The 14,411-nt window shown below is 55.8% G+C and carries 14 protein-coding genes; 10 read left to right on the forward strand and 4 right to left on the reverse strand.

The features are described from left to right. The first annotated feature begins 36 nt into the window (after nucleotides 1–36). The 4 genes from AC6I8L_RS05895 to modC all read left to right on the forward strand — a co-directional run bounded on the left by AC6I8L_RS05895 (nucleotide 37) and on the right by modC (nucleotide 2,845). The gene (locus tag AC6I8L_RS05895; protein WP_013508338.1) at nucleotides 37–195 is read left to right on the forward strand and encodes an AcrZ family multidrug efflux pump-associated protein; all 159 of its coding nucleotides are present in this window, start codon (nucleotides 37–39) and stop codon (nucleotides 193–195) included. Nucleotides 196–324: 129 nt separating this feature from the next. Continuing rightward, nucleotides 325–1,098, forward strand: coding sequence for a molybdate ABC transporter substrate-binding protein (gene modA, locus AC6I8L_RS05900; RefSeq protein ID WP_058961617.1), 774 nt, complete (start codon nucleotides 325–327; stop codon nucleotides 1,096–1,098). Further along, nucleotides 1,095–1,787 (forward strand): molybdate ABC transporter permease subunit, encoded by a 693-nt coding sequence (gene modB, locus AC6I8L_RS05905; RefSeq protein ID WP_058961616.1) that lies wholly within the window; start codon nucleotides 1,095–1,097, stop codon nucleotides 1,785–1,787. The genes modA and modB overlap by 4 nt, the downstream gene beginning before the upstream one ends. Continuing rightward, nucleotides 1,787–2,845: a molybdenum ABC transporter ATP-binding protein ModC gene (modC, locus tag AC6I8L_RS05910; protein ID WP_058961615.1), complete on the forward strand. Its 1,059-nt coding sequence runs from the start codon at nucleotides 1,787–1,789 to the stop codon at nucleotides 2,843–2,845. Before modB ends, modC begins: the two co-directional genes overlap by 1 nt. 154 nt (nucleotides 2,846–2,999) lie before the next feature. Here modC and AC6I8L_RS05915 read toward each other — a convergent pair whose 3' ends face one another. Further along, the gene (locus AC6I8L_RS05915; protein WP_498014281.1) at nucleotides 3,000–3,818 is read right to left on the reverse strand and encodes a pyridoxal phosphatase; all 819 of its coding nucleotides are present in this window, start codon (nucleotides 3,816–3,818) and stop codon (nucleotides 3,000–3,002) included. A gap of 149 nt (nucleotides 3,819–3,967) precedes the next feature. Here AC6I8L_RS05915 and pgl point away from each other — a divergent pair, with 149 nt between their 5' ends. Further along, the gene (gene pgl / locus AC6I8L_RS05920; RefSeq protein ID WP_058961614.1) at nucleotides 3,968–4,963 is read left to right on the forward strand and encodes a 6-phosphogluconolactonase; all 996 of its coding nucleotides are present in this window, start codon (nucleotides 3,968–3,970) and stop codon (nucleotides 4,961–4,963) included. A gap of 34 nt (nucleotides 4,964–4,997) precedes the next feature. Here pgl and AC6I8L_RS05925 read toward each other — a convergent pair whose 3' ends face one another. Together AC6I8L_RS05925 and bioA are read right to left on the reverse strand one after the other, a co-directional pair. Continuing rightward, the gene (locus tag AC6I8L_RS05925; RefSeq protein ID WP_034821147.1) at nucleotides 4,998–5,474 is read right to left on the reverse strand and encodes a kinase inhibitor; all 477 of its coding nucleotides are present in this window, start codon (nucleotides 5,472–5,474) and stop codon (nucleotides 4,998–5,000) included. A gap of 70 nt (nucleotides 5,475–5,544) precedes the next feature. Next, nucleotides 5,545–6,837, reverse strand: a complete 1,293-nt coding sequence (gene bioA / locus AC6I8L_RS05930; RefSeq protein ID WP_058961613.1) for an adenosylmethionine--8-amino-7-oxononanoate transaminase — start codon at nucleotides 6,835–6,837, stop codon at nucleotides 5,545–5,547. Between the two features lie 87 nt (nucleotides 6,838–6,924). Here bioA and bioB point away from each other — a divergent pair, with 87 nt between their 5' ends. From bioB to bioD, 4 genes are read left to right on the forward strand one after another with little or no spacing between them, the layout of a single operon-like run. Then, entirely contained in the window at nucleotides 6,925–7,956 is a 1,032-nt protein-coding gene (gene bioB, locus AC6I8L_RS05935) for a biotin synthase BioB (RefSeq protein ID WP_038648116.1), read from the forward strand. Continuing rightward, a complete protein-coding gene (bioF, locus tag AC6I8L_RS05940; protein ID WP_058961612.1) occupies nucleotides 7,956–9,107 on the forward strand; it encodes an 8-amino-7-oxononanoate synthase in 1,152 nt (383 codons plus the stop codon). Before bioB ends, bioF begins: the two co-directional genes overlap by 1 nt. After that, a complete protein-coding gene (gene bioC / locus AC6I8L_RS05945; protein ID WP_058961611.1) occupies nucleotides 9,091–9,846 on the forward strand; it encodes a malonyl-ACP O-methyltransferase BioC in 756 nt (251 codons plus the stop codon). The genes bioF and bioC overlap by 17 nt, the downstream gene beginning before the upstream one ends. Beyond that, nucleotides 9,843–10,517: a dethiobiotin synthase gene (gene bioD, locus AC6I8L_RS05950; protein WP_058961610.1), complete on the forward strand. Its 675-nt coding sequence runs from the start codon at nucleotides 9,843–9,845 to the stop codon at nucleotides 10,515–10,517. The genes bioC and bioD overlap by 4 nt, the downstream gene beginning before the upstream one ends. Nucleotides 10,518–10,714: 197 nt before the next feature. On the opposite strand, the gene AC6I8L_RS05955 is transcribed toward bioD, so the two are convergent. Then, a complete protein-coding gene (locus tag AC6I8L_RS05955) occupies nucleotides 10,715–11,431 on the reverse strand; it encodes an ABC transporter ATP-binding protein (protein WP_034821129.1) in 717 nt (238 codons plus the stop codon). A 909-nt stretch (nucleotides 11,432–12,340) separates the two neighbouring features. Here AC6I8L_RS05955 and uvrB point away from each other — a divergent pair. Continuing rightward, nucleotides 12,341–14,362 (forward strand): excinuclease ABC subunit UvrB, encoded by a 2,022-nt coding sequence (uvrB, locus tag AC6I8L_RS05960; protein ID WP_034821123.1) that lies wholly within the window; start codon nucleotides 12,341–12,343, stop codon nucleotides 14,360–14,362. Nucleotides 14,363–14,411 lie beyond the last annotated feature (49 nt).

Below are 14,411 nucleotides of genomic sequence, written 5' to 3' on the forward strand. Positions count from 1 at the left end.
TTACAATCACTTTTTTATTTTCTGCGTGAGGTTTCCATGCTGGAACTGCTTAAAAGCCTGGCTGTGGCTGTCATCATGGTGCCAATTGTGATGGCCATTATGCTCGGTCTGATTTACGGCCTGGGTGAAGTGTTCAACGTCATCTCCAAATTTGGCCGCCGCGACGATCGTCCTGCCAACAGCTCGCAACACTGATTTTATAAGCGCCCGCACTCAGCGGGCGTTTTTTCTTTAACTTCCCCTCAATCCTGCCGATATTAAGTTCATGACAGCATTTGTTCCCACGTTGTATTATCGAATATATAACGTAACAAGGAGTAAAAAATGCTGAAAATCAATTACGGCTGGGCTGCTGTTACCGTACTCACTGTTTCCATGGCCGGTCACGCCGTGGCGGCAGAGAAGATCACTGTGTTTGCTGCGGCATCGTTAACCAATGCGATGCAGGATATTGCCACGCAATATCAGAAAAAGAGCGGCGTTGAAGTGGTATCGTCCTTCGCCTCTTCATCCACTCTGGCACGCCAGATTGAACAGGGCGCGCCGGCCGATCTGTTTATCTCTGCTGATCAGCAGTGGATGGACTATGCGGTGGATAAAAAGAGTGTGGTAGAGAACACCCGCTACACGTTGCTGGGCAATGATTTAGTATTAGTGGCACCGAAAAGCGACAGCGCAAAAGCGGTCACTATCAATGCAAAAACTGACTGGAAAAGTTTGCTGAAAGGCGAACGTCTGGCGGTGGGCGATCCGGATCATGTCCCGGCCGGGATTTATGCCAAAGAAGCGCTGCAAAAGCTGGGCGCGTGGGATACGGTGTCGCCGCAGCTTGCACCGGCTAACAACGTCCGTGCCGCATTGGCGCTGGTCGAACGCAATGAATCACCGTATGGCATCGTGTACGGTTCTGATGCGGTTGCCAGTGACAAAGTGCAGGTAGTAGGACGCTTCCCGGACGATAGCCACAAGCCAGTGGAATATCCGATGGCGGTGGTAAAAGATCATCAGAACGCAACGGTTGAAGCCTTCTACAAATATTTGCAGGGGCCGGACGCCGCTGCTGTGTTTAAACAGTATGGATTTGCGCCGAAGAAATGATACTCAGTGATCCCGAATGGCAGGCCGTGTTTCTCAGCTTAAAAGTTTCCAGCGTAGCGGTGCTGTTTAGCTTGCCGTTTGGCATCATGATGGCCTGGATTCTGGCGCGTTGCCGGTTTCCAGGCAAAACCCTGCTCGATAGCGTGATCCATTTACCGCTGGTCTTACCGCCTGTGGTGGTGGGTTATCTGTTGCTGATTGCATTGGGCCGACGCGGATTTATCGGCGAGTGGCTTTACGACTGGTTCGGTTTCACCCTGGCCTTTAGCTGGCGTGGGGCGGTACTGGCTTCGGCCGTGATGGCTTTTCCGCTGATGGTGCGGGCGATTCGTCTGGCACTGGAAGCGGTGGATACCAAACTGGAACAGGCAGCACGCACGCTCGGTGCCGGTCGCTGGCGCGTGTTCTTCACTATCACCTTGCCGCTCACGCTCCCGGGCATCATTGTCGGCACCGTTCTCGCATTCGCCCGTTCACTGGGTGAGTTTGGCGCCACCATCACTTTCGTTTCGAATATCCCCGGCGAGACACGCACCATTCCCTCGGCGATGTTCACCCTGATTGAAACCCCCGGCGCAGAAGGCACTGCCGCACGCTTGTGTGCGGTGGCCATTGCGCTGGCGCTGTTATCTTTGGTGGCCTCTGAGCTGCTGGCACGTTGGGGCCGTAAGCGGTTAGGTGCCGCCTGATGCTTAATCTCAATATTTCCCAGTTGCTGGGCGATCACCAACTGGACGTCAACGTGCAGGTTCCCGGCAGCGGCATTACGGCTGTTTTTGGTGTATCCGGTGCGGGCAAAACGTCGCTGATTAACGCGATTGGCGGTTTGACACAGCCACAAAGCGGCCAGATTCAGCTCAACGATCGTCTGCTGTTTGATTCGGCGACGCAGGTCAATCTGCCGCCGGAAAAACGCCGCGTTGGCTATGTGTTCCAGGACGCTCGGCTGTTTCCGCACTATCGGGTGCGCGGCAATTTGCAATATGGCATGGCTGCTGCCATGAAGCCGCAGTTTAACGCGCTGGTGGCATTACTTGGCCTTGAGCCTCTGCTGAGCCGTTTTCCGGCCTCGTTGTCAGGCGGCGAGAAACAGCGCGTGGCGATTGGCCGTGCACTGCTTACCGCGCCCGACATCTTATTGATGGATGAGCCGCTGGCGTCACTGGATCTGCCACGCAAACGCGAACTGATGCCTTATCTGCAAAAGCTGGCGAAACAGGTCGATATTCCGATTCTTTATGTCTCACATAGCCTGGATGAAATTCTGCAACTGGCGGACAACGTGCTGGTGCTCGACAGCGGCAAAGTCAAAGCCTTTGGTTCGCTGGAGAAGGTATGGAGCAGTGCGGCGATGCGCCCGTGGCTGCCGATAGCCGATCGCAGCAGCGTGCTAAGGGTGCAGGTGCTGGAACAGCATCCCGATTACCCGATGACGGCACTCTCTTTGGGGGATCAGCATATCTGGGTAAGCCGTGTTAACCAGCCGCTGAAAACCGCACTACGTATTCGTATCGCGTCCGGTGATGTGTCACTGGCCTTACAGCCGCCACAAAACACCTCGGTGCGCAATATTTTGCCAGCTCAGGTGGTCGAATTATTAGAGATTGACGATCAGGTTGAGGTCAAGCTGCGTATTGGCATTAGCGAGTTGTGGGCGCGAATTTCCCCCTGGGCGCGCGACGAGTTGGGGATCCGGCCTGATCAATGGCTGTATGCGCAAATTAAGAGTGTGGCGATTACGGCTTGACCTTAGGGTCATCAAGGGCGATCAGACAAAATGTGTGCGATGTGCGGATGAAAGCACCCGGTGTGACCCTCATTATTAACAATCAGGTGCAGCAGCGGCCGCACCTTAAGCATTCGCAAGGTGCGCCGTGGTGCGCACCGCGAACATCCTGTGCTTACAGGACTTCCTGATAAATCACTTCGGCAATACCTGGCTCCAGATTGGTGCCAATCACCTTTTTGCTGCGCGCTTTAATCGCGTCATCAGCATTGCCCATCGCCACGCCTAAACCGACCTGTTCCAGCATGCTGAGATCGTTGTAGTTATCGCCGAACGCCAGCACATCCTGCATGCTCAAGCCCTGACTTTCTACCCATTGCGCCAGACGCTTACCTTTACTGTTGCCTGCCTGAGCAATATCCACCTGATCGTGCCACGACCATTCACACGCCAAACCGAGTTCCGCTTCGGTGCGCTCAGCAAACTGCTGTAATGCACGGGTGTCAGGATGGGAGAGGGCGAACTTCCAGATGGATTTTGCATCCAGCGCTGCCTGCGCCAGGCTTGGCACCTGCAGGAACAGCGGACGCTGCGCTTCCGGCAGAGATTGTGCCCAGTTCAGAGTGCGCGTCACGTGGCCCGTCGGCTCCTGATACAGCATCGCATCATCGACATACAGCAGGCCGTGAATGTTCTCCTGATCGAGCATCTCAATCACGCGGGTGGCCTGGCTTTTTTCCAGCGGATTGGAAGCTAATACTTTTTTCGCCTGATAATCGTACAAGTAGGTGCCGTTACAGCAGATTGCGGGTGTATCCAGCTGCAGCGCCTGATAAAAAGGATGAATGGCGCAGTGGTGGCGACCGGTCACAATCAGCACTTTGACCCCGGCCTGTTGTGCGCGGGCTAAAGCTTCGATCGATTCAGGCAAAATGGTTTTAGTGGGGGTTAGCAGGGTGCCGTCGAGGTCAAGGGCGATTACGCGGTAGCTCATTACACTTTCCGTCCGGGAGTTAGCAAAGCATTGAGTCTACACCCGGCAGCGGCCCTGAGACAAAAAACAGGGCACAAATGAATCCAGCGCGGCAAAATGAAACGCGCTACAGTTATCCCTTTCATCAGGCAGCGAATAAGGAAAAACGCATGAAACAAGTCGTGTATACCGCCAGTCCCGAGAGCCAGCAGATCCATGCGTGGCAGTTGCAGGAAGATGGCGCACTGACGTTATTGCAGGTCACGGATGTGGCCGGTCAGGTGCAGCCGATGGTGGTGAGCCCGAAGAAAGATTTCCTCTATGTCGGTGTTCGTCCGAATTTTCGCGTATTAGCGTATCGCATTGCGGCCGACGGTTCTCTGAGTCTGGCGGGTGAAGCGCCACTGCCGGGCAGCCCAACGCATATTTCGACCGATCGCCAGGGTAAATTCCTGTTCTGCGGTTCTTACAATGATGCATGCGTCAGCATCAGCCCGATCGACAGCGATGGTTTGCCGCAAGCCCCAAGCCAGGTGATTGGCGGCATGGATGGCTGCCATTCAGCCAATATCGATCTCAGCAACCAAACGCTGTTTGTGCCAGCACTGAAGCAGGATCGTATCTGCCTGTTCCAGCTTAACGCCGATGGCACTCTGGCACCGCGCGAGCAAGCACAGGTCACCACAGTTGAAGGTGCGGGTCCGCGCCATATGGCATTCCATCCAAATGGCGCGTACGGCTATGTGGTGAATGAACTTGATAGCACCGTGGATGTGTGGGCACTGAACAACGTGCATGGTCAGGTTGAGCGTGTGCAGAGTCTGGATATGATGCCAAAAGATTTCAGCGACACGCGCTGGGCGGCTGATATCCATATCACGCCAGACGGCCGTTTCCTCTACGCCTGTGACCGAACCAGCAGCACCATTACCGCATTTAGCATCAGCGAAGATGGCTCAGTGCTGGCGATTGAAGGTTATCAGCCGACCGAAACTCAGCCGCGCGGCTTTAATATCGACAACAGCGGTCAATATCTGGTGGCGGCAGGTCAGAAGTCGCACCATATCGAAGTCTACAAGATTGCCGATCGCGGTCTGTTGCAACCGCTGGCGCGTTACGCGGTGGGACAAGGCCCGATGTGGGTGGTGATTCACACCCTGGATTGATGATAAAACGGCGCCATTCGGCGCCGTTCTCATTTTAAGAATACAGAACTGTAATCGACGCGCTTGCCAGTGCATGGAAGTGCACATTAAAGCCGACCATGGCGCCGCTCGCGCCGGCGTCGACATCAATCTTATCGGTGTCCATCGCGTGCACCGTAAAGATATAGCGATGCGGATCACCCTGTGGTGGTGCTGCGCCACCGTAACCGGTTTGACCGAAGTCGGTACGGGTTTGAATCGCACCCTGCGGCAGCTCGACCACGCCTGAACCGGAACCTTGTGGCAGCTCGGTGACGTCAGCCGGAATATTTGCCACGACCCAGTGCCACCAGCCAGAACCGGTGGGGGCATCAGGATCGAAGCAGGTCACCACAAAACTCTTTGTCCCAGCAGGCACTTCATCCCACGCCAGATGAGGTGACAGATTGTCACCCTGACGTCCCATCCCATTGAAAACGTGACGTTCGGGCATTTTATCGCCGTCTTTAAAATCCTGGCTAACTACGCGCATGACTTCTCCTTTTTCCGTTGTGCAGTGTGCTCTCCATCATGGTGGAAAATGCGCGCCACTTCCAGTTCGCTTAGGCCAGGAAATGTGCCTCAACGTCCAACGCCGCGCGCACCGCCTGGGTTAACTGCGCCAGCTCTGCGGCAGAAATCAGATAAGGTGGCATCAGATAGATCAGCTTGCCGAACGGCCTAATCCATACGCCACGCTCGACAAAGAATTGCTGCAGCGCCGCCATATTGACCGGTGAACGCGTTTCAATCACACCAATCGCGCCCAGCACGCGTGCATCCACCACCGCATGATGCTCACGCAACGGCAACAACTCACGACGCAATTGCTGTTCAATCGCCGCCACCTGCGCAGGCCAGAGACCCTCGTTGATCATCGTCAGACTTTCAACGGCCACCGCACAGGCCAACGGATTGCCCATAAAGGTCGGGCCATGCATAAAGCAGCCCGCCGCACTGCGGCTAATGGTGTCGGCCACTTCGCGCGTGGTCAGCGTGGCGGAGAGCGTCATGGTGCCGCCGGTCAGCGCTTTACCGAGGCAGAGAATATCTGGCGTAATCCCAGCGTGCTCGCAGGCAAACAGCTTGCCGCTGCGCCCAAAGCCGGTGGCGATCTCATCGGCGATCAGCAGGATGCCATAGCGATCGCACAACTCGCGCACCTGTTGTAAATAGCGCGGGTGATAGAAGCGCATGCCGCCTGCGCCTTGCACAATCGGTTCAAGGATCACCGCGGCAATGTCGCGATGGTGCGTCTCGGCTAACCGGGCGAAATCAGCGAAGTCCGCTTCGTTCCACTCGTCATCAAAACCGCACTGCGGCGCAGCGGCAAACAGATGCTCGGGCAGATAGCCGCGCCACAGACTGTGCATCGAATTTTCCGGATCGCACACCGACATCGCGGCAAAAGTATCGCCGTGATAGCCACGTTTTAACGTCAGGAATTTTTGTCGCGTTTCACCGCGCCCCAGCCAGTACTGCAACGCCATTTTCATCGACACTTCGACGGCAATCGACCCCGAATCGGCGAGGAACACGCACTCCAGCGCTTCAGGGGTCATCTCGACCAGCTGACGGCTTAACGCCACTGCCGACGGATGGGTAATGCCGCCGAACATCACATGCGACATCTTAGCCATTTGCTGCGTCAGCGCGTGATTAAGGCGCGGGTGGTTGTAGCCATGAATCGCTGCCCACCACGACGACATACCGTCGACCAGTTCGCGTCCATCGGCCAGCTGGAGCTGGCAACCGTGCGCCGCGACCACCGGATAACAGGGCAGGGGATCGCGCATTGACGTGTAAGGATGCCAGATATGCTGGCGGTCAAAGTTGAGGTCGTCTTGGGTGAACATCGATCTTGTAAACCATTTTGAAAAGATTTAGTTTACAAGTATAACCACGTTAATCGTCGGGATGAACCCCTTTTTTTGGAGTAAGCAATGGCAAACCGCTGGACACTGACACAAGCCCAGGCTCTGTTCGATAAACCTTTCCTTGAGCTGATGTTCGAAGCACAGCAAGTTCACCGTCAGCATTTTGACCCGCGTCAGGTGCAGGTCAGTACGCTGCTGTCGATCAAAACCGGTGCCTGCCCGGAAGATTGTAAATACTGCCCGCAGAGTGCGCGCTACAAGACCGGGCTGGAGTCCGAGCGGCTGATGGAAGTGGAAGCGGTGCTGGAATCGGCGCGTAAAGCCAAAGCGGCAGGATCGAGCCGCTTCTGCATGGGCGCTGCGTGGAAAAACCCGCACGAACGCGACATGCCGTATCTGGAGCAGATGGTGCAGGGCGTTAAAGCCATGGGCATGGAAACCTGCATGACGCTGGGCACGCTGGAAAATACGCAAGCGGCACGCCTGGCCAAAGCGGGGCTCGATTTTTACAACCACAACCTCGATACCTCGCCGGAATTCTACGGCAGCATCATCACCACCCGCAGCTATCAGGAACGCCTGGATACGCTGGATAAAGTGCGCGGCGCAGGTATCAAAGTCTGCTCTGGCGGCATCGTCGGCCTGGGTGAAACCGTGAAAGATCGTGCTGGCTTGCTGGTGCAGCTGGCGAACCTGCCGACACCGCCCGAGAGCGTGCCGATCAACATGCTGGTGAAAGTCAAAGGCACGCCACTGGCCGATAACGATGACGTTGAGCCGTTCGACTTTATCCGCACCATCGCCGTGGCGCGTATCATGATGCCATCGTCGCACGTCCGCCTGTCCGCAGGTCGTGAACAGATGAGCGAACAGACGCAGGCGATGTGCTTTATGGCCGGTGCTAACTCGATTTTCTACGGCTGCAAGCTGCTGACCACGCCAAACCCGGAAGAGGACAAAGATCTGATTCTGTTCCGCAAGCTGGGCCTGAATCCAGAGCATACCGCTACTACCGCCGGTGATAACGAACAGCAGTATCAGCTCAGTGAGCAGCTGGTGCACGCTGATACCGAGCAGTTCTACAACGCGGCGGTGTGATGGGCTGGTCATCTCGCATCGAACAGGCGCTGGCGGCGCGACGTGATGCCGATGGCTGGCGTCTGCGACGCCGGGTTGAACACAACAGCGTGCGCGAGATAACCCTGGAGGGGCGTTCATACCGTCACTTCTCCAGCAATGATTATCTCGGGCTGAGCCAGCATCCAGCGGTGATTGCGGCCTGGCAACAGGGCGCAGCAGAAGCGGGGGCGGGAGCGGGCGCGTCGGGTCATGTGACGGGCTATAGCCGTCATCATGCGCAGTTAGAAGAGCAACTGGCTGACTGGCTGGGTTACAAGCGTGCGCTGCTGTTTATCTCTGGCTTTGCCGCCAACCAGGCGGTGATCCACCTGCTGGCTGAAAAGCAGGATCGCATTCTTGCTGATAAGCTGGCGCATGCTTCATTACTGGATGCTGCCAGCCACAGTCCCGCCACATTACGCCGCTTTGCGCACAACCAGCCGGAGAGTCTGGCAAAACTGCTGGCTAGCCCGTCGGAAGGCGGTACGCTGGTGGTGACCGAAGGCGTATTCAGCATGGATGGCGACAGCGCACCGCTCGCCGCTCTTGCTGAAGAGACGCGCCGTGCCAACGGCTGGCTGCTGGTGGATGATGCGCACGGTATTGGCGTGCACGGTGAGCAGGGGCGCGGCAGTTGCTGGCAACAGGGCGTGAAGCCGGAATTGCTGATTGTCACGTTTGGCAAGGGCTTTGGCGTCAGCGGTGCAGCGCTGCTGAGTGACGATGCCACAGCGGATTACGTCGAGCAGTTTTCACGCCATCTGATCTACTCCACCGCGATGCCACCGGCACAGTGTTGTGCGCTGCTGGCGGCGCTGCACCAGATCCAGCAGGGCGATGAACTGCGTGAGCGGCTGAATAGTCATATTGCGCGATTCCGGGCGGGTGCCGCTGATTTGCCCTGGCAACTGATGCCATCAGCCAGTGCTATTCAGCCGTTGATCGTCGGGGAAAATAGCGCGGCGCTGGCGTTGTCACAACGACTGGCACAAGCGGGATGCTGGGTTAGCGCCATTCGTCCTCCGACGGTGCCGCCGGGCACGGCGCGGCTGCGCATTACGCTCACTGCTGCCCATCATAACGACGATATTGATCGTCTGCTGGAGGCGCTGTATGACGCTGCAGGTTAACAAGCAGGCGGTCGCCAAAGCGTTTGGCCGTGCCGCACAGCATTACGAGCAGCATGCCGAGCTGCAACGGCAGAGCGGCGATGCGCTACTGGCGCTGGCACCCGCGGGCTTCGGGCCGCATCTGCTGGATGCGGGCTGTGGCACCGGTTGGTACAGCCGCTACTGGCGCGATCGTGGACGCGAACTGACGGCGCTGGATCTCTCCAGCGCGATGCTGGACGCCGCGCGTGAGCAGTGCTCGGCGCAGCACTATCTGCAAGGCGATATCGATAACCTGCCGCTGCCGGATGCGTGCGTTGATGGCGTGTGGAGCAATCTGGCGGTGCAGTGGAGCAGCGATCTGCGCCTGGCGTTGCAGCAGTTTTTGCGCGTCACACGGCCGGGTGGCAGCGTGCTGTTCTCAACCTTGCTCGATGGCTCCCTGCATGAAGTGCATGAAGCCTGGGCTCGGTTAGATGGCCGTCAGCACGCCAATCGTTTTCTCAGCGCAGCGCAGTTCTCTGCCGCTCTCACAGGCTTACTGGCGCAGTGCCAGCCGCAGACTATCACGTTGCATTTCCCCAGCGCGCTGAGTGCCATGCGTTCTTTGAAAGGCATTGGTGCTACGCATCTGCACGACGGCCGTGGCGCACAGCCGCTCACACGCTCGCAGCTCACGCAACTGGAGCAGCACTGGCCGCAGGATCCGCAGGGTTATCGTCTTAGTTATCACTTGATGTACGGAGTTTTGAGCAAATGACACGCTGGTTTATTACCGGAACGGATACCGAAGTGGGCAAAACGGTCGCCAGTGGCGCACTGTTGCAGGCGGCAAGCGCAGCAGGTTTACGCACCGCAGGATACAAGCCCGTGGCATCGGGCTGCGAGATCACCCCAGAGGGCGTGCGTAACAGTGATGCGCTGGCGTTGCAGCGCTACAGCAGCCTGGCGCTCAGCTATGAGCAGGTGAATCCACTGGCATTTGTCGAGCCGACGTCACCGCATATTGTCAGCGCGGAAGAGGGCAGGCCGATTGCGTTTTCTGCGCTGTCAGCCGGATTGCGCGCGCTGGAGCAGCAGGCCGAATGGGTATTGGTTGAAGGTGCGGGCGGCTGGTTTACGCCATTATCCGAGACGCAGACCTATGCTGACTGGGTCGAAGCGGAACAACTGCCGGTGATTCTGGTAGTGGGGGTGAAGCTAGGTTGTATTAACCACGCGATGCTGACAGCGGAAGCGGTGAAGGCGCGAGGGTTGAGGTTAGCCGGTTGGATTGCCAATGATATTCAGCCGCCAGGTAAACGACATGCCGAGTACATGGCCACGCTGCGTCAACGTATTGATGCACCGTTCCTCGGTGAAATTCCCTATCTGGACAGCGAAGCACAACAGGCCGAGTGCGGTCAGTATTTAACGTTGCCGCAGTCATGAGCCTGTTTCAGATGCGCATTCATGCGCACTCTACTTCATACCGCCCGTAGGATCGTTATGGATGGCGATTCGATGTCAGGTACGCAACAGTGCGCACCTGACATCATTTCGTCCGTAGGGCCGCCATAGACCAGCACCTCAAATGTCAGAATGTGATGCAACATTTTGGCTGCAGTTCATCGATGGCGACCACATCATCATGTCGCTGTCAGCCACTTATTCACCGTCACATCATCCAGCAAAGCGACTTTACCCTGCGCCACATTGCGACCACGGTGAAGCAGCAGGAAATAGTCTGCCACGCGGCGGATGAAGGAGACATGCTGCTCCAGCAGTAAAATGGTCAGGCCGTAATCGCGATTAAGACGGCGGATCAGGTTGCCCATCTCCTCTTCCAGCCACGGCGACATTCCTTCGGTCGGCTCATCCAGAATCAGCAGTTTAGGTTGCAGCACCAATGCTCGCGCCAGTGCCAGCTGCTGCTGTTGATCCATCGGCAATTCGCCACTGCGCTGATGACGCAAGGAATAGAGTGCCGGGAACAGGTCAAACACCATTTCAGGAATGGCACGGCTGCGATCGTCCTGAGCGGCCATCAGCGCGATCATTAAATTATCTTCCACGCTCATCTGCGAAAAGATATGGCGACCTTGCGGCACATAGCCAATTCCCATGCGCGCACGCTGTTCGGCGGGCTGCAGCAACAAATTCTCGGGTGGCGAGCCATCTTCCTGCCAGATCATTGAGCCACTGTTAATGGGCAAGCGACCCATAATGCAGTTCACCAGCGTGGTTTTGCCCATGCCAGGACTGCCCAGCACACCCGTACAGGTGCCGGGCGGCAGATCGAGATCCACATCCCACAGGATATGGTTGTGACCGTAAAACTGATTCACCGAACGTAAACTCAGCATCTGACATACTCCTTCCAGATTATTTGCCTGAATGCTCCCGCTCTGTGTCGTCTGGCATACAGTCGTGCACGATTAAGGTGGACACTGCTGTTGATGGCCTGCAAGGCAAGCCGTATGGACTCGTCACTCCATCGTTAAACTACTGCAATTACCAGGCCAGGTTAATGGAACGGGATATTCTGAGTCAGAATCCAGCGAAAGCGGGCTTAAAAGGTGAGAAATACTTAATAATCCCACTGAGTAATAACCTGACTGCACTTTGACGGTGCTGAATGCTTAACGTTTCTGGTGCATCTGTTCATTGATATGGCAATCACTGAAGAAATAAGTGGTCTTAAGGTACGGTTTTTTCGACAACAATGGTGCTTGACTTGCCAAAAGGATAGTTAAAGCGGTTTAAGGCAGGCGGAAAAAAAAACGAAAAAAAAAATATTTCGCACGCCAGGATAAGAGCGGGGAAAATTATACACAGCTGATGGGCTCGGGGCTGGATTCAGTTATCCACTATTCCTGTGGATAACCTTGTGCATTAGCGACTGAAAACCGCGTGGAAGCGAGGAAATACGCGGCCTGCATACATTATGCTGCGAAACTGGACTTCTGAGTCATTACCAATAAAATCAGAAGGTTAATTAAAAGCAAGCCTGAGATTTTTCTGCCTTGTCATCGGACTGCAATTTAATGACGCTCTCTTGACAAATGTTAAAAGCGTCACGGCTCTGGGGATAACCTTGCGCAACAAGCTTTTGCCTTTTGCCGCTTAAATTGCACTGAAGCGAGACAGCTGCTTTCCCCGTTATCGTGCAAGATATCTGTAAATATATCCAGTATTTTTTTCTGGCAAATTCGTCATAGCAGAGTAGAATTATCAGCCTGCTCGCTGACATCTTCTGCAGGAACCGCAAAACCATGAGTAAAGCCTTCAAACTCAACTCTGATTTCAAACCTTCAGGCGATCAGCCCGAGGCCATTCGTCGTCTTGAAGAGGGGCTGGAGGATGGGCTCGCGCATCAGACCCTGCTCGGGGTAACCGGATCGGGCAAAACCTTTACCATCGCCAACGTGATTGCCGACCTCAATCGGCCGACGATGGTGATGGCGCCCAATAAAACGCTGGCGGCGCAGTTATACGGTGAGATGAAAGAGTTCTTCCCGGATAACGCGGTGGAGTTTTTTGTCTCTTATTACGATTACTACCAGCCTGAAGCCTATGTGCCGAGTTCCGACACTTTTATTGAGAAGGATGCGGCGGTCAACGAACACATTGAACAGATGCGTCTCTCAGCCACCAAAGCGATGCTGGAGCGCCGTGATGTGATTGTGGTGGCCTCGGTCTCGGCGATTTACGGCCTGGGCGATCCCGATCTCTATCTGAAAATGATGCTGCACCTTACGCGCGGCATGATTATCGACCAGCGCAGCATTCTGCGCCGTCTGGCGGAGCTGCAATATACCCGCAACGATCAGGTGTTCCAGCGTGGCACCTTCCGCGTGCGTGGCGAAGTGATCGACATCTTCCCGGCTGAATCCGACGATATCGGCTTGCGTGTCGAACTGTTTGACGAAGAAGTTGAGCGTCTGTCGCTGTTCGATCCGTTGACCGGGCAGATTGAGTCCGTGATCCCGCGTTTCACTATCTATCCGAAAACGCACTACGTGACGCCACGCGAACGTATTCTGCAGGCGATGGAAGAGATCAAAGTCGAGCTGGTGGATCGTCGCAAGGTGCTGCTGGAGAACAATAAACTGCTGGAAGAGCAGCGCATCAGCCAGCGTACCCAGTTCGATCTCGAAATGATGAACGAACTCGGCTACTGCTCTGGCATTGAAAACTACTCGCGCTATCTCTCGGGTCGCGGTCCGGGCGAGCCACCGCCGACCTTATTTGACTACCTGCCCGCCGATGGATTGCTGGTGGTGGACGAATCGCACGTCACCATCCCCCAGATTGGCGGCATGTATCGCGGCGACCGCGCACGTAAAGAGACGCTGGTAGAATATGGCTTCCGCTTGCCTTCGGCGCTGGATAACCGTCCGATGCGTTTTGAAGAGTTTGAAGCGCTGGCACCGCAAACCATCTATGTTTCGGCCACGCCGGGTAACTATGAGCTGGAAAAATCCGGTGACGAAGTGATTGATCAGGTGGTACGTCCCACCGGGCTACTGGATCCGATTCTGGAAGTGCGTCCGGTCGCCACTCAGGTGGATGACTTACTATCAGAAATTCGCAAACGCGTGGCGATCAATGAACGTGTGCTGGTCACTACGCTGACCAAACGCATGGCGGAAGATCTTACCGAATATCTGGTGGAGCACGGCGAGAAGGTGCGCTATCTGCACTCCGATATCGATACGGTTGAACGTATGGAGATCATTCGTGATTTGCGTCTCGGTGAGTTCGATGTGCTGGTGGGCATCAACTTACTGCGCGAAGGTCTCGACATGCCGGAAGTGTCGCTGGTGGCGATCCTCGATGCGGATAAAGAGGGCTTCCTGCGTTCCGAACGCTCACTGATCCAGACTATTGGCCGTGCGGCGCGTAACATCAACGGTAAGGCGATTCTGTACGCCGATAAGATCACCCCTTCGATGGAGCGCGCGATGGGCGAAACCGAGCGTCGTCGTGAGAAGCAGCAGCGTTACAACGAAGAGAATGGCATTGTGCCGCAAGGCCTCAACAAGAAAATCACCGATATTCTTGAGCTGGGCAAAAACGTGGTGAAAACACGCGGCAAGGGCAAAACCGCCTCACGCGTAGCGGCGGAAGAAGAAGCCAACTATCTGGCACTGACGCCACAGGCGATGCAGAAGAAAATTCACGAGCTGGAGGTGCAGATGCAGCAGCATGCGCAGAATCTGGAATTTGAAGAGGCGGCCAGCGTGCGTGACCAGCTGCATCAACTGCGTGAGTTGTTTATTGCCGCTTCCTGACCGTGCAGAAAGACGTATCATTCAAATCGACTGAGCACATACGTGTTAA

The organism is Type-E symbiont of Plautia stali (assembly GCF_059731115.1).

Coding starts and splice junctions, on each gene's coding strand:
- bioC (WP_058961611.1), top strand. CDS start 9,091: ATGACGCTGCAGGTTAACAAGCAGGCGGTCGCCAAAGCGTTTGGCCGT.
- bioA (WP_058961613.1), bottom strand. CDS start 6,837: ATGTTCACCCAAGACGACCTCAACTTTGACCGCCAGCATATCTGGCAT.
- modC (WP_058961615.1), top strand. CDS start 1,787: ATGCTTAATCTCAATATTTCCCAGTTGCTGGGCGATCACCAACTGGAC.
- modA (WP_058961617.1), top strand. CDS start 325: ATGCTGAAAATCAATTACGGCTGGGCTGCTGTTACCGTACTCACTGTT.
- modB (WP_058961616.1), top strand. CDS start 1,095: ATGATACTCAGTGATCCCGAATGGCAGGCCGTGTTTCTCAGCTTAAAA.
- bioB (WP_038648116.1), top strand. CDS start 6,925: ATGGCAAACCGCTGGACACTGACACAAGCCCAGGCTCTGTTCGATAAA.
- AC6I8L_RS05895 (WP_013508338.1), top strand. CDS start 37: ATGCTGGAACTGCTTAAAAGCCTGGCTGTGGCTGTCATCATGGTGCCA.
- AC6I8L_RS05925 (WP_034821147.1), bottom strand. CDS start 5,474: ATGCGCGTAGTTAGCCAGGATTTTAAAGACGGCGATAAAATGCCCGAA.
- uvrB (WP_034821123.1), top strand. CDS start 12,341: ATGAGTAAAGCCTTCAAACTCAACTCTGATTTCAAACCTTCAGGCGAT.
- bioD (WP_058961610.1), top strand. CDS start 9,843: ATGACACGCTGGTTTATTACCGGAACGGATACCGAAGTGGGCAAAACG.
- AC6I8L_RS05915 (WP_498014281.1), bottom strand. CDS start 3,818: ATGAGCTACCGCGTAATCGCCCTTGACCTCGACGGCACCCTGCTAACC.
- pgl (WP_058961614.1), top strand. CDS start 3,968: ATGAAACAAGTCGTGTATACCGCCAGTCCCGAGAGCCAGCAGATCCAT.
- bioF (WP_058961612.1), top strand. CDS start 7,956: ATGGGCTGGTCATCTCGCATCGAACAGGCGCTGGCGGCGCGACGTGAT.
- AC6I8L_RS05955 (WP_034821129.1), bottom strand. CDS start 11,431: ATGCTGAGTTTACGTTCGGTGAATCAGTTTTACGGTCACAACCATATC.